We start from the raw sequence: 13,104 nt of genomic DNA, 5'->3' as shown, positions 1-13,104 counted from the left end.
AACCGTATGCAGCGACCGCGTCGGCGATATAAAACTGGCCTGCATATTGCAATTTACTCTGCACAAGCCAGCAGGCTGAACACTCAATCCTGGGCATTCAGGGAATCCTTACCGGAGGCAATATGAACTTAAGACGACTGAAATACTTCGTGAAAATCGTCGATATTGGCAGCCTGACTCAGGCAGCAGAAGTGCTGCACATTGCACAGCCGGCACTCAGCCAGCAGGTGGCAACGCTGGAGAACGAACTCGACCAGCAGCTGTTAATCCGCACCAAACGCGGCGTGACGCCAACCGAAGCCGGCAAAATTCTTTACTCACATGCCCGTACCATTCTGCGCCAGTGCGAACAGGCGCAGACCGCGGTCATCAACGCCGGGCAGGCGCTGAACGGTCAGGTGTCGATAGGGCTGGCGCCGGGAACGGCGGCCTCTTCGCTGACCATGCCGCTGCTGCAGACGGTGCGTGAGCAGTATCCGGACGTGCTGGTCTATTTGCATGAAAACAGCGGCACCACCCTTAATGAAAAGGTGCTCAGCGGTCAGCTGGATATGGCCGTGCTGTACGATCGCGCCCCGACGGCGGGCATCAACAGCATTCCGCTGTTAAAAGAGGAGCTGTATCTGGTGGGGGCGACCGCCTGTCTGGGCGCAGCGGTGGATCTGGCGGACGTGGCAGAGATGAACCTGTTCCTGCCGCGTGATTACAGCGCCGTGCGCAAGCGTGTCGATGAAGCCTTTTCACTGCGTCGTCTCAGCGCAAAAATCATCGGTGAGATTGAATCGATCGCCACGCTCACGGCCGCCGTTTCCAGCGGCATGGGCGTGACGGTGCTGCCGGAGTCGGCCGCCCGCGCGCTCGTCAGCTCAACGCACGCGTGGATGGCGCGCATCAACAGCCCGTCACTCAACCTGCCGCTGTCGCTGAATGTTGCCACGCGCCTGCCGCTGTCACCCTCAGCCCAGGCAGTGAAAAATATTCTGCTGTCGCTGCTGAATAAACCGCTGGTGGAGGAGCGTCCGCTGATGCTGGTGAGCTGACCGCGCCCGGGTTCCTGCCCGCCGCGTGCCTTGCGTTCTTCATCCCTTTTGCCTGTCATGCTCTCCCGCCTGCGGGAGAGTCTTCCCTGATCCTGTCGTTATCCCGACGCAATAGCGGATTGCGTCGTCCTGCCGCCGTGGCTGCCATCCGCAAGCCCGCCTCTGCGCCGCTTCTTATTACTATTACGCATAACAAGCGGTTTTTTATTATTTGTTGCAGGGGTAGCAACTTCATAACATGGCGTAAACAGGGGCAGGAAACAGGAGAAAGGGTGTGAATTTCCAGCAACTTAAAATAATACGTGAAGCGGCCCGTTGCGAATTCAACCTGACCGAAGTCGCCAATACGCTGTTCACGTCACAATCCGGTGTCAGCCGTCATATCCGCGATCTGGAAGATGAACTGGGCGTGGAGATTTTTATCCGGCGTGGCAAACGTCTGCTGGGCATGACCGAGCCGGGCAAAGCCCTGCTGACCATTGCTGAACGCATCCTTGACGAAGCCGGTAAGGTGCGGCGTCTGGCGGATGTGTTTACCAATGAGACCAGCGGCGTACTGACGGTTGCCACTACCCATACGCAGGCACGCTACAGCCTGCCGCGCGTGATCAAAGCGTTTCGCCAGCTCTATCCCAACGTGCGACTGGAGCTGAACCAGGGCTCACCGCAGGAGATCGTCACCATGCTGCTGGCCGGCGAAGCGGACATCGGCATTGCATCAGAGCAGCTGGTCAATCACAGCAGTCTCGCCGCGTTCCCGTGGTTCAGCTGGCACCATTCGCTGCTGGTACCGCACGGCCACGATCTGCTGCAAAACCAGCCGGTCACGCTGGCCAGCCTGAGCCGCTATCCGCTTATTACCTATCGTCAGGGCATTACCGGGCGTTCGCGCGTCGATCGCGCCTTCCAGGCCGCAGGTCTCAAGCCGGATATCGTGCTCAGCGCACAGGACTCCGATGTGGTGAAAACCTACGTTGAGCTGGGGCTGGGCGTGGGCGTGCTGGCCGATCAGGCCTGCGACACCGGTGAAGGCGACGATCTGGTGAAAATGGATGCGCGTCACCTGTTTGAAGCCAGCACGGTGTGGCTCGGGCTGAAACGCGGTCAGCTGCAGCGCAATTATGTCTGGCAGTTTCTGGAGCTGTGTAACGCGAATCTGTCGCTGGAAGAGATCAAGCGCCAGGCGCTTTCGTACGAAACCGAGGATGAACCGGCGATCGATTTTCAGATTTGAGTTGCTCTCTGGCCCGTATCGGGCCTTTTTTATTTGCATCCCGCCCGCGCCATGTCACTCTGATTGCCCTCACAGCCGCAGGGAGAACAGGATGAGCATACAGATACGGGCCATGACGCCGGCCGACAGCGCCGCCGGCCTGGCACTCACGCGCCAGCTGGGCTGGCCACATCGCCTTGAGGACTGGCAGCAGCTGATTGCGCTGGGCGAAGGCGTGGTGGCGGAAGAGCAGGGGCAGCATCTTGGTGGCGCGCTGGGCTGGCGCTGGGGCGAGCACGCCGCCACCATCGGTTTGGTGATTGTGGCAGAAAGCGCGCGCGGGCGCGGCGTGGGCCAGCAGCTGATGCGTGCGCTGCTGGCCGCCTTTCCTGGCTGCCGGGTGCTGCTGCACGCCACGCCGTTGGGCAGGCCGGTTTATGAAAAGCTGGGCTTCCGCGTCTGCGGACGCGTCTGGCAGCATCAGGTGCGCGCGCTGCCCGCTGCACCGCCGGTTGAGGTGCCTGCCGGCCTGCAGCTGCGCGCGGCCACGCCGCAGGACAGTGCGGTGCTGAACGCGCTGGATTACCGCGCCAGCGGCATGCAGCGCGATCGCCTGCTGCAGACGCTGCTGAGCGAGACGGTTGTGCTGACCGATCGCACCGGCACGGTCACCGGCTTTGCCAGCGTGCGCCGCTTTGGTCATGGCTATACCATCGGTCCGCTGGTGGCAGCGGATCGGGCCGCGGCGCAGGCGCTGATGGCACACCGCATGCAGGGGCTGCAGGGCCAGTTTGTGCGCATTGATACACCCGACGCGGCGCTGGCAGCGTGGGCTCAGCAGCAGGGGCTGCCACAGGTTGACGATCCGGTGGTCATGGTGCACGGCACGCCGTGGCAGGCCGCCGCCGGTGACGCGCGCACCTGGCTGCTGGTGTCACCGGCGCTGGGCTAAACTAAGCCAGACGGCGGGGAAAGTCCGCCAGCGGCGGTGATTGTCGGCAAACAGGCCGATTTCTGTCAGTTCCCCATTCGTCGGCTACCCTTAACATCTGCAAATTGCATTTAAGGGAGAGCCCGGCATGAGTAAAAAAACCAGTGATTTCTTCGTCGAACGCCTGCAGGCCTGGGGCGTTACGCGTATTTATGGCTATCCCGGCGATGGCATCAACGGCGTGCTGGGCGCGATCCAGCGCGCCAATAAAGCGGGCGCGGGCATCGAATTTATTCAGGTGCGCCACGAAGAGATGGCGGCCTTCATGGCGGCCGGGCACGCCAAATTTACCGGTGAGCTTGGGGTCTGTCTCTCCACCGGCGGGCCGGGAGCCACCCATCTGCTGACCGGGCTGTACGATGCCAAAATGGATCATGCCCCGGTGCTGGCCATTGCCGGCCAGGCGGAAGTGACGGCGCGCGGCGCCAGCTATCAGCAGGAGATGAACCTTGACCGCATTTTTGCGGACGTGGCGAACTTTGTGCAGGAAGCGGCCGCCCCGGCGCAGATCCAGCATCTGGTGGACCGCGGCGTGCGTATCGCCAAAGCGCAAAACGGCGTAGCGGTACTGATTCTGCCCAAAGACATTCAGGATGAAACCTGGCAACCGCCGCAGCACGCGCACGGTTTTACCCACTCCGGACCGGGCTATCAGCGGCCTAAAATCGTGCCGTATGAAGAGGATCTGCGTCGGGCGGCCGATGTGCTCAATGCCGGCAACAAGGTGGCGATCCTGATTGGTTCCGGCGCGCGCGGCGCGGCGGTGGAAGTGGTACAGGCCGCGAACGTGCTGGGCGCGGGCGTGGCGAAAGCGCTGCTCGGCAAAGATGTGCTGCCGGATGATGCGCCCTTTGTCACCGGCTCAATCGGCCTGCTGGGCACCAAACCCTCGTGGGATCTGATGCAGCACTGCGACACCCTGTTGATGATTGGCAGCGGCTTCCCGTGGACCGAGTTCCTGCCACCGGAAGGCAAAGTGCGGGCGGTGCAGATTGATATCGACCCGGCGATGCTCGGTCTGCGCTATCCGTGTGAAGTCAATCTGCACGGTGATGCCGCCGAAACGCTGCGCGCGCTGCTGCTCCTGCTGACGCACAAAGCGGATCGCCAGTGGCAGGAGCAAATTGCCGTCGGGGTGCGTGACTGGTGGCAACTGATGGAAGAGCGCGCCATGGCACCGGCGAACCCGATCAACCCGCAGCGCGTGGTATGGGAGATGTCGCCGCAGCTGCCGGATAACGCCATTGTTACCTCCGATTCCGGCTCCTGCGCCAACTGGTTTGCGCGTGATTACCGCGTCAAACAGGGCCAGCGCGCCACTCTCTCTGGCGGCCTGGCCTGTATGGGCGCAGCGGTGCCCTTTGCCATTGCGGCCAAGTTCGCCTGGCCGGATCGGCCGGTGGTGGCGCTGGTCGGCGATGGCGCGATGCAGATGAACAATATGGCAGAGCTGATTACTATCCAGAAATACTGGCAGCAGTGGCCTGATGCGCGCCTGATCGTCTGCGTGTTCAATAACCAGGATCTCAACCAGGTCACCTGGGAACAGCGCGTCATGGAGGGCAATCCGCGCTTTGAAGCCAGCCAGCAGCTGCCGGATGTGCAGTATGCGCGCTTTGCCGAAAGCCTGGGCCTGCAGGGCATTTTTGTCGATCGTCCGGACGATCTGGCGGCCGCCTGGCAGCAGGCGCTGAATGCCACGCGGCCCGTGGTGCTGGAGGTGAAAACCGATCCGGAAGTGGCGCCGCTGCCGCCGCATATCACCTTCAAGCAGGCCAAAGCCTTTATGTCGTCGATGGTGAAAGGCGATCGCGGCATGGCACAGGTGATCGGCGACACCGCCAGCCAGCTGCTGCGACCCAAACGCTAGCACAAAGTGCCAATTGCACCGGGAAGCGATCAACCAGGCTTGCCGGTGCGGCGCACAGAGTGCCCGCGTTTTCGCCGGGCCCGGGAGTCCGGACCGGCAGAACCTTTCTTTTCACAGACAGGAGTACTCCCATGGCTGACAGCCCGGTGTGGTTTATTTCAGGTTGCTCTACCGGTTTCGGGCGCGAGCTGGCGCAGCAGGCGATTGCGCGTGGCTTTCGCACCGTGGTGACCGCACGCGATCCGGCCAGCGTGCAGGATCTGGTGAACGGACAGGATCATGCCGTGGCGCTGCGGCTCGACGTGACCGATCAGCGCAGCATTGACGATGCGGTGCAGGCGGCGCTGGAAAAATTTGGCGGCATTGATGTGCTGGTGAATAACGCCGGTTACGGCTATCAAAGCTCGGTGGAAGAGGGCGAGGACGCTGAGATCCGGGCCCAGTTCGATGCTAATGCGTTCGGCCTGTTCGCGCTGACCCGGGCGGTGCTGCCCGCCATGCGTCAGGCGCGCCGGGGGCATATCATCAATATCACCTCGGTGGCGGGCTTTATTGGTTTCGCCAGCTCCGGTTATTATTCGGCGAGCAAACATGCCGTGGAGGGCTGGTCTGATTCACTGGCCGCAGAAACCGCCCCGCTGGGTATTCACGTTACCTGTGTTGAACCGGGTCCTTTCCGCACCGACTGGGCCGGCCGTTCGCTGCATCAGACACCCAGCAGGCTGCCGGAGTATGCTGAAACCGCTGCCGCACGCATGAAGGCCACGGCGGAATACAGCGGCACGCAGGCTGGCGATCCCGCCCGCGCCGCACGGGCCATGATCGCCGTGACTGAACAGGATAACCCGCCACGTCATCTGGTGATGGGAGCATGGGGATTTGATGCGGTGACCAGCAAACTCAAAGCGCGTCTGACCGAAATAGAAGCCTGGAAACAGACGTCGCTGGATACGGATTTCCCGGCGTAGCGGCGACGGGTGCTGACCGTGTGATGCCCGGGCGGTTAACGCTGCGCTTCACAGCGTTATCCGTTCAGGGCCGATCAGGGCCGTTAACACCGGCGCTGCCGTGTCATGCGGGGTTCACTGCCGGCAGGCAATCCCAACCCCGCTCATACCATTTTCAGGATCTCACTCAGCGGCACGGCCTGACTGAATAAATACCCCTGCAGCTGATTGCAGCCCGCGTCGGCCAGTGCATTTTTCTGGCATTCGGTCTCCACCCCTTCGGCGGTCACCGTCAGGCCCATGGCATGGCCCAGCCGCACCACCGATTCCACAATTGCAGCAGAGTTCTGCGCCACGCCCAGCGACTGGGTAAACGAACGGTCAATTTTAATTTTGTCCACCGGGAAGCTGCTGAGATAGTTCAGGCTGGAGTAGCCGGTGCCAAAATCATCCAGCGCAATGCGGAACCCTGCAGCGCGCAGCGCAACAATGCTGTCGCGCGCCGCATGCTCATCTTCAATCAGCACCCCTTCGGTGATCTCCAGCTCCATACGCTGCGGATCGGCGCCTTCCTGCTGCACAATCTCAATAATGCGATCCACCACGCCGGCGGTGCGGAACTGCACCGGCGACACATTTACCGCCACAATCACCTGCGGCAGCGCGATTGCGGTGCGGCAGGCTTCCCGCAGCACCCACTCTCCCAGCGGAATGATCAGGCCGGTCTCTTCGGCGATGGCGATAAAATCGGCCGGTGACACGCTGCCGCGCACCGGATGCTGCCAGCGCAGCAGCGCTTCCAGCCCGACCACGCGCTGACCGCTGATCTCCATCAGCGGCTGATACCACACTGCCAGCCCGGCAAAATTCACCAGCGCCTGGCGCAAATCGGCCGCCATCTGCTGGCGCGAACGCAGCGATTCATCCATCGCCTGTTCAAACTGGCGGTACTGACCGCGCCCGTTGTTTTTCGCCTCATACAGGGCGATGTCCGCTTTGCGCATCAGCTCCTGGCGATCCAGGCCATCCGCCGGGGCCAGCGTCAGCCCGATGCTGACGCCAACCCACAGCTCATTCTCCGCCAGCAGATAGGGCTCGCTCAGGCGGCTGATAATGCGCTTTGCCAGCGCCTGCACCGCGTCGAGGGTTCCGGCATCCGGCAGCACAATAATAAATTCATCGCCGCCGAGGCGTCCGACGGTGTCGCTGGCGCGCACCATCTCGCTCAGGCGGCGCGCCACCTCAATGATCAGCGCATCACCGGCATGGTGGCCGTAGGTGTCATTGATATTTTTGAACCGATCCAGATCGAGCAGCAGCGCCACGCGCTGATCGTGCCGCACCGCCGCGGCCAGCGCCTGAGTGAGGCGATCGTCCACCAGCGCCCGATTGGGCAGACCGGTCAGCACATCATGAAAAGCCAGATGCTGCGCCTGCGCTTCGCTGGCCTCCAGCTTCAGCAGCGACTGAGACAGACTGAGAGAAGAGGTCCAGATACGCCGCACCATAAACAGACACAGCAGGGTAATCAGGGCGACGGAAAGCAGGGTGAAAGGGCCAAGCGTGTGCAGCATCTGGCCGCCGGGCTTATCGGCGTCCCAGCTGACATATCCCAGCCTGTCACCCTGTCGGGAGGTCAGTGCATACCAGGACTGGCGATCGGAAGGCGGTGCGTCAGCGCTGAACAACAGCTGCCGCAGCTGGCTGCGTTCAGAGAGGCTGCGCAGATAACCATCGTCGAGAAAGGTAATGCTCACCAGCCGCCAGCGCCCGGCGGCACTGGCGATCTCGCCAACAGCCAGCGCGGCAACACGCTGGCCGATGCGGACGAAATCGGCGCGTTCGCGGGCATCGGCCGCCTCCGCACGGCGGCGCACCAGCGGCCCCTGCAGCAGCCGTTCCAGCGCCGGGTCCACGTGCCGATCCGCCACCGACTGGCCGTTACGCCATACCGCCACCCGCCGGTCACTGTCGTCCAGCAGCACCACCAGCGGATGGCGGAACATCTCGTACAGCCAGCCGCCGGTATTGCGGTCCAGCCACTCCCGATCGGGCGTGGCGCTCAGCTGCTCCGCCAGCGGTGTCCAGCGCGTCAGGCTGCGCAGCTGGCGCAGGTGTTCGTTCAGGCTCTGCGTAAACGAGGCTTCAATCATGCGCTGCTGCTGCTCGCGTGCGCCGCTGTTGGTGACCGCGCTGCCCCAGTAGAGGCCAACGCCTGCGCCGGCAAACGTCAGTAGCAGAATCGCCAGCAGGGGCAAAATCACTTCCCGCACAAAAGTACGCCGAAAACCGGCGGACAGTTTGATGCTGTTAATCATTTTATGGGTCCGCGTAACGTGAAGGGCGTACAGATTACGTTAGCAGATTTTGCTCAGGCTGCACGGCGCAAGGCAAGCGGTAAGGCGATGAAAAGCCGTGACAATTTTATGCGCCGTATCACACGAAAAAACCCTTTAGCCTTTTTTATTGAATGTGGCCGGCTGCGCTGCACGCGCGCTGGCGCATCAAATTCATGCTTACGTCACCCCGTCGTCACGGCGCTGTCATCTGGCGCGCGCACTGTAGTCGCCATGCCGCAGCGCCCCGTGCTGCGTCCCCACTCAGATAAGCATGAGGTATTGCGCGTGATGGAGATATCCAGACATCCGACCACTGTCTACCAGGCCGTTGCCGCTCAGCTGGAGCAGGCGCTGCAGGAGCGTTACCGCTGCGGTGACTATCTGCCGCCCGAGCAACAGCTGGCCGATCACTATGCGGTGAATCGCCACACCCTGCGCCGTGCGGTGGATGAACTGGTCAACAAAGGGCTGCTGCAGCGCCGGCACGGCGTGGGCATTCTGGTGCTGATGCGTCCGTATGACTACCCGCTGCATGCACAGGCCCGTTTCAGCCAGAACCTGCTGGAGCAGGGCAGCCATCCCACCAGCGAGCGGCTGCTGGCCGTGCTGCGTCCGGCCAGCAGCGATGTTGCCAGCGCGCTGGGCCTGGGCGAAGGCGAGAGCGTGATTCACCTGCGCACGCTGCGCCGGGTTAACGGCGTGCCGGTGTGCGTGATTAACCACTACCTGCCGGATCTCAGCGTCTGGCCGCAGCTGCAGCAGTTTCACAGTGGATCGCTGCATGATTTTTTGCAGCAGCAGCTGGGCATGACCCTGACCCGCAGCCAGACCCGTATCAGCACGCGCCGGGCGCAGGCGAAAGAGTGCCGGCAGCTGGAGATCGCGCTGCATGCGCCTCTGCTGTGCGTGCGTACCCTGAACAAACAGCACAACGGCCAGGTGGCGGAATACTCCGTCAGCCTGACGCGTGGCGACATGATTGAACTGACCCTGGAGCATGAATGAAACAGCAAACTGCCCGACAGCACTGGCTTTCGGTGCTGGCGCACAGCGAGGCCAGCACGCTGGAGGCCCACTGGCAGCCGCTGCAGCTGCAGCCGGCGTTTGAACGCCTTCGCCCGGCGGAAACCGGCCTGACCCGACTGCAGGCGCGCATGGGGGGCAACGGCAGGCGCTTCGTGATGGGCGATGCCACCGTCACCCGCGCCGTGGTGCGTTTGTCCGACGGCACGCTGGGGTTCAGCTATGTGCTGGGACGCGATAAAGCCCACGCCGAACGCTGTGCCCTGATTGATGCGCTGTTGCAGCAGCCGGAAACCCAGGCGCTGCTGCAGGAAAAGATCATTATCCCGCTGGCGGCCCTGCGTGAGGAGCAGCAACAGCTGCGCGCGCGCGAGATCGCCAGCTCAAAAGTCGATTTCTTTACGCTGGTCCGCGGAGATAACGCATGACATTACTGGCAAGTTTTAACCATCCGGTGGCCGATGCGCAGCGCGCGTTCCGCCGCATTCTCAAAGCCATGAGCGAACCGGGGGTCATGGTTTCGCTGCCGCTGGCTCAGGGCTGGGGTGAACTCTCCCCGGCTGCCACCGCCGTGCTGCTGACGCTGGTCGATCAGGAGAGCGCACTGTGGCTGGATCCGCGCGTGGACAGCGCGCTCCTGCGCAGCAATCTGCGTTTTCATACCGGCGTGCCGGTGGTCGAGGTGCCGCAGGCCCCTTTTGCGCTGACCCACGCTGCAGCCAATCCCGATCCGGCGCAGTTCGCGGCCGGTGACGATCTGGCGCCGGAAAAAAGCACCACGCTGATTGTCGAGGTGCCGGCGCTGAATGGCGGCCTGACGCTGCGCCTCTCCGGCCCCGGCCTGCGTGAGCCGCGCGCCATCGCGCCCCAGTTGCCCCAGGCGATTCTGACTTACCTGCGTGACCGTCCGCATCCGTTCCCGCAGGGTGTGGATCTGATCTTTACCTGCGGCGAAGCCATGATGGCGCTGCCGCGCACCACCGTCGTGGAGGTGTGCTGATGTACGTTGCCGTGAAGGGGGGCGAGAAGGCCATCGCCAGCGCCCATCAGCTGCAGGCGGATTTGCGCCGCGGCGATCGCCGCGTGGCAGAGCTGGGTTGCGATCAGGTGGCAGAGCAGCTCGGCCTTGCCGTGGACCGCGTGATGACCGAGGGCGGCATCTGCGATCCCCAGCTGGCGGCGCTGGCAATCAAACAGGCGAGCGGCGACCTGGTGGAAGCCATTTTTCTGCTGCGCGCCTACCGCACCACGCTGCCGCGCCTGGCCGACAGCCTGCCGCTTGACACTGACAGCATGCGCATCGAGCGCCGTATTTCGGCGGTATATAAAGATCTGCCCGGCGGGCAGGTACTGGGGCCGACCTATGACTACAGCCATCGCCTGCTGGATTTCACCCTGCTGGCTAACGGTGAAACGCCGGCAGCCCCGCGTGACGACCAGGCGCTGCCGGCGCACTGCCCGCACGTGTTCAGCATGATGAGCGCCGAAGGGCTGGCGGCAGCGGAAGAGGACGATGGCAGTGAACCCAGCGATATCACCCGTGAGCCGCCAGGCTATCCGGCGTCGCGCGCAGCGCGTCTGCAGCAGCTGGTGCGCGGGGATGAGGGGTTTCTGCTGGCGCTGGGTTACTCAACGCAGCGCGGCTATGGCCGCAACCATCCGTTTGCCGGCGAGATCCGCACCGGCTGGCTCAGCGTCAGCATCTGTCCGGAAGAGCTGGGTTTTGAGATTGAGATCGGCGAAATCCTGCTGACTGAATGTGAAATGGTCAACGGTTTCACCACCCAGGGAGACACCCCGCCGCACTTTACCCGGGGCTATGGTCTGGTGTTCGGACGCGCTGAGCGCAAAGCGATGGCGATGGCGCTGGTTGACCGCGCGTTACAGGCGCCGCAGTACCAGGAGCGGATAACCGGGCCGGCACAGGACGAAGAGTTCGTGCTGGCGCATGCCGATAACGTAGAAGCCGCGGGCTTTGTCTCCCATCTGAAGCTGCCGCACTACGTCGATTTTCAGGCCGAACTGGCGCTGCTGAAGCAGCTGCGCCAGCAGCATCAGGAGCAGCGCGATGAGTGAGTTAAGCGGCTACAACAACGGATATCTGGATGAGCAAACCAAGCGCACGCTGCGCCGCGCCATCCTTAAGGCCGTGGCGATTCCCGGCTATCAGGTGCCGTTTGCCGGACGCGAGATGCCGATGCCCTATGGCTGGGGCACCGGCGGCATTCAGCTCACCGCCAGCCTGATTGGCGATAGCGATGTGCTGAAGGTGATCGATCAGGGGGCAGATGACACTACCAATGCCGTCTCCATCCGGCGCTTTTTCCAGCGCGTCAGTGGGGCGGCCACCACCGAATCCACCCGCGATGCCACGCTGATTCAGACGCGCCACCGCATCCCGGAGACGCCGCTGGTGGAGGATCAGGTGCTGATTTTCCAGGTGCCGATCCCCGAGCCGCTGCGCTTTATTGAGCCGCGCGAAACCGAGACGCGCACCATGCATGCGCTGGAGGAGTACGGCATCATGCAGGTGAAGCTGTATGAAGATATCGCCCGCTATGGCCATATCGCCACCACTTACGCCTATCCGGTGAAAGTCAACGATCGCTATGTGATGGATCCCTCACCGATCCCCAAGTTCGACAATCCGAAAATGCACATGATGCCGGCACTGCAGCTGTTTGGCGCCGGGCGAGAAAAACGCATTTATGCGCTGCCGCCTTATACCAAAGTCGAGAGCCTCGATTTTGACGACCATCCGTTCAGCGTGCAGCGCTGGGAGCAGCCCTGTGCGCTGTGCGGCTCACACCATAGCTACCTCGATGAAGTGGTGATGGATGACGCCGGTACGCGCCTGTTTGTCTGCTCCGATACCGATTTTTGCCACCAGCAGCAGGAACAACAGCATGCACAGTGAACAGCCGCTGCTTGCGGTCAGCCAGCTGACGCACCTTTATGCGCCAGGCAAAGGCTTTGAAGCGGTCAGCTTTGACCTCTATCCCGGCGAAGTGCTGGGCATCGTCGGAGAATCCGGCTCCGGTAAAACCACGCTGCTGCGCAGCCTGTCAGCACGGCTGGCACCCCAGCAGGGGCAGATTTGCTATCGCGGGCAGGATCTTTATCAGCTGAGCGAAAGCGCGCGCCGCCGGCTGTTGCGCACCGAGTGGGGCGTGGTGCACCAGCATCCGCTGGAAGGGTTGCGTCCGCAGGTTACCGCCGGCGGCAACATCGGCGAACGCCTGATGGCGGTGGGCCAGCGTCACTATGGCGATATCCGCCAGCAGGCAATGCGCTGGCTGCAGGATGTGGAGATTCCCGCCAGCCGCATTGACGATCTGCCCACCACTTTTTCCGGCGGTATGCAGCAGCGGTTGCAGATTGCCCGCAACCTGGTCACGCAGCCGACGCTGGTGTTTATGGATGAGCCTACCGGCGGTCTGGACGTGTCGGTACAGGCGCGCCTGCTTGATCTGCTGCGTACGCTGGTACGCGAGCTGAATCTGGCGGTGGTGATTGTCACGCACGATCTCGGCGTGGCGCGTCTGCTTGCGCACCGGCTGCTGGTCATGAAGGAGGGCCGGGTGGTGGAGAGCGGGCTGACCGATCGGGTGCTGGACGATCCGCACCATCCTTACACCCAGCTGCTGGTGTCGTCGGTACTGAGTTAATCGCCGGCGCTAA

12 protein-coding genes are annotated in these 13,104 nt (G+C 62.7%); 11 read left to right on the top strand and 1 reads right to left on the bottom strand.

The features are described 5' to 3' along the window. The first annotated feature begins 122 nt into the window (after positions 1 to 122). The 5 genes from nac (at position 123) to D8B20_RS10810 (ending at position 6,082) form a co-directional block, all read left to right on the top strand. Positions 123 to 1,040, top strand: coding sequence for a nitrogen assimilation transcriptional regulator NAC (gene nac / locus D8B20_RS10830; RefSeq protein ID WP_145888879.1), 918 nt, complete (start codon positions 123 to 125; stop codon positions 1,038 to 1,040). A gap of 274 nt (positions 1,041 to 1,314) precedes the next feature. After that, positions 1,315 to 2,274: an HTH-type transcriptional regulator Cbl gene (gene cbl, locus D8B20_RS10825; protein WP_145888878.1), complete on the top strand. Its 960-nt coding sequence runs from the start codon at positions 1,315 to 1,317 to the stop codon at positions 2,272 to 2,274. Positions 2,275 to 2,365: 91 nt separating this feature from the next. Then, entirely contained in the window at positions 2,366 to 3,205 is an 840-nt protein-coding gene (locus D8B20_RS10820) for a GNAT family N-acetyltransferase (protein ID WP_145888877.1), read from the top strand. A 127-nt stretch (positions 3,206 to 3,332) separates the two neighbouring features. Further along, positions 3,333 to 5,114 carry a thiamine pyrophosphate-requiring protein gene (locus D8B20_RS10815; RefSeq protein WP_145888876.1) on the top strand — a complete coding sequence of 594 codons (1,782 nt, stop codon included), beginning with the start codon at positions 3,333 to 3,335 and terminating at the stop codon, positions 5,112 to 5,114. Between the two features lie 131 nt (positions 5,115 to 5,245). Beyond that, positions 5,246 to 6,082 (top strand): oxidoreductase, encoded by an 837-nt coding sequence (locus D8B20_RS10810; protein WP_145888875.1) that lies wholly within the window; start codon positions 5,246 to 5,248, stop codon positions 6,080 to 6,082. A 143-nt stretch (positions 6,083 to 6,225) separates the two neighbouring features. Here D8B20_RS10810 and D8B20_RS10805 read toward each other — a convergent pair whose 3' ends face one another. Continuing rightward, the gene (locus D8B20_RS10805; RefSeq protein WP_145888874.1) at positions 6,226 to 8,379 is read right to left on the bottom strand and encodes a putative bifunctional diguanylate cyclase/phosphodiesterase; all 2,154 of its coding nucleotides are present in this window, start codon (positions 8,377 to 8,379) and stop codon (positions 6,226 to 6,228) included. A gap of 309 nt (positions 8,380 to 8,688) precedes the next feature. On the opposite strand from D8B20_RS10805, the gene phnF reads away from it, so the two are divergent. The 6 genes from phnF to phnK are packed head-to-tail and all read left to right on the top strand — an operon-like array spanning position 8,689 to position 13,091. Next, positions 8,689 to 9,405, top strand: coding sequence for a phosphonate metabolism transcriptional regulator PhnF (gene phnF, locus D8B20_RS10800; RefSeq protein WP_145888873.1), 717 nt, complete (start codon positions 8,689 to 8,691; stop codon positions 9,403 to 9,405). Then, positions 9,402 to 9,851 carry a phosphonate C-P lyase system protein PhnG gene (gene phnG / locus D8B20_RS10795; protein WP_145888872.1) on the top strand — a complete coding sequence of 150 codons (450 nt, stop codon included), beginning with the start codon at positions 9,402 to 9,404 and terminating at the stop codon, positions 9,849 to 9,851. The genes phnF and phnG overlap by 4 nt, the downstream gene beginning before the upstream one ends. Then, the gene (gene phnH, locus D8B20_RS10790; RefSeq protein WP_145888871.1) at positions 9,848 to 10,423 is read left to right on the top strand and encodes a phosphonate C-P lyase system protein PhnH; all 576 of its coding nucleotides are present in this window, start codon (positions 9,848 to 9,850) and stop codon (positions 10,421 to 10,423) included. The genes phnG and phnH overlap by 4 nt, the downstream gene beginning before the upstream one ends. After that, complete coding sequence (locus tag D8B20_RS10785) at positions 10,423 to 11,499, top strand: carbon-phosphorus lyase complex subunit (protein WP_145888870.1); 1,077 nt, start codon at positions 10,423 to 10,425, stop codon at positions 11,497 to 11,499. The genes phnH and D8B20_RS10785 overlap by 1 nt, the downstream gene beginning before the upstream one ends. Then, positions 11,492 to 12,340: an alpha-D-ribose 1-methylphosphonate 5-phosphate C-P-lyase PhnJ gene (locus D8B20_RS10780; RefSeq protein ID WP_145888869.1), complete on the top strand. Its 849-nt coding sequence runs from the start codon at positions 11,492 to 11,494 to the stop codon at positions 12,338 to 12,340. The genes D8B20_RS10785 and D8B20_RS10780 overlap by 8 nt, the downstream gene beginning before the upstream one ends. Continuing rightward, positions 12,330 to 13,091, top strand: a complete 762-nt coding sequence (gene phnK, locus D8B20_RS10775; RefSeq protein WP_145888868.1) for a phosphonate C-P lyase system protein PhnK — start codon at positions 12,330 to 12,332, stop codon at positions 13,089 to 13,091. Before D8B20_RS10780 ends, phnK begins: the two co-directional genes overlap by 11 nt. Positions 13,092 to 13,104: the final 13 nt, after the last annotated feature.

The organism is Candidatus Pantoea soli (assembly GCF_007833795.1).
GTDB lineage: Bacteria > Pseudomonadota > Gammaproteobacteria > Enterobacterales > Enterobacteriaceae > Pantoea > Pantoea soli.
Note: the sequence above shows the minus strand (reverse complement) of the source record. Positions and strands in the feature narration are given on the sequence as shown.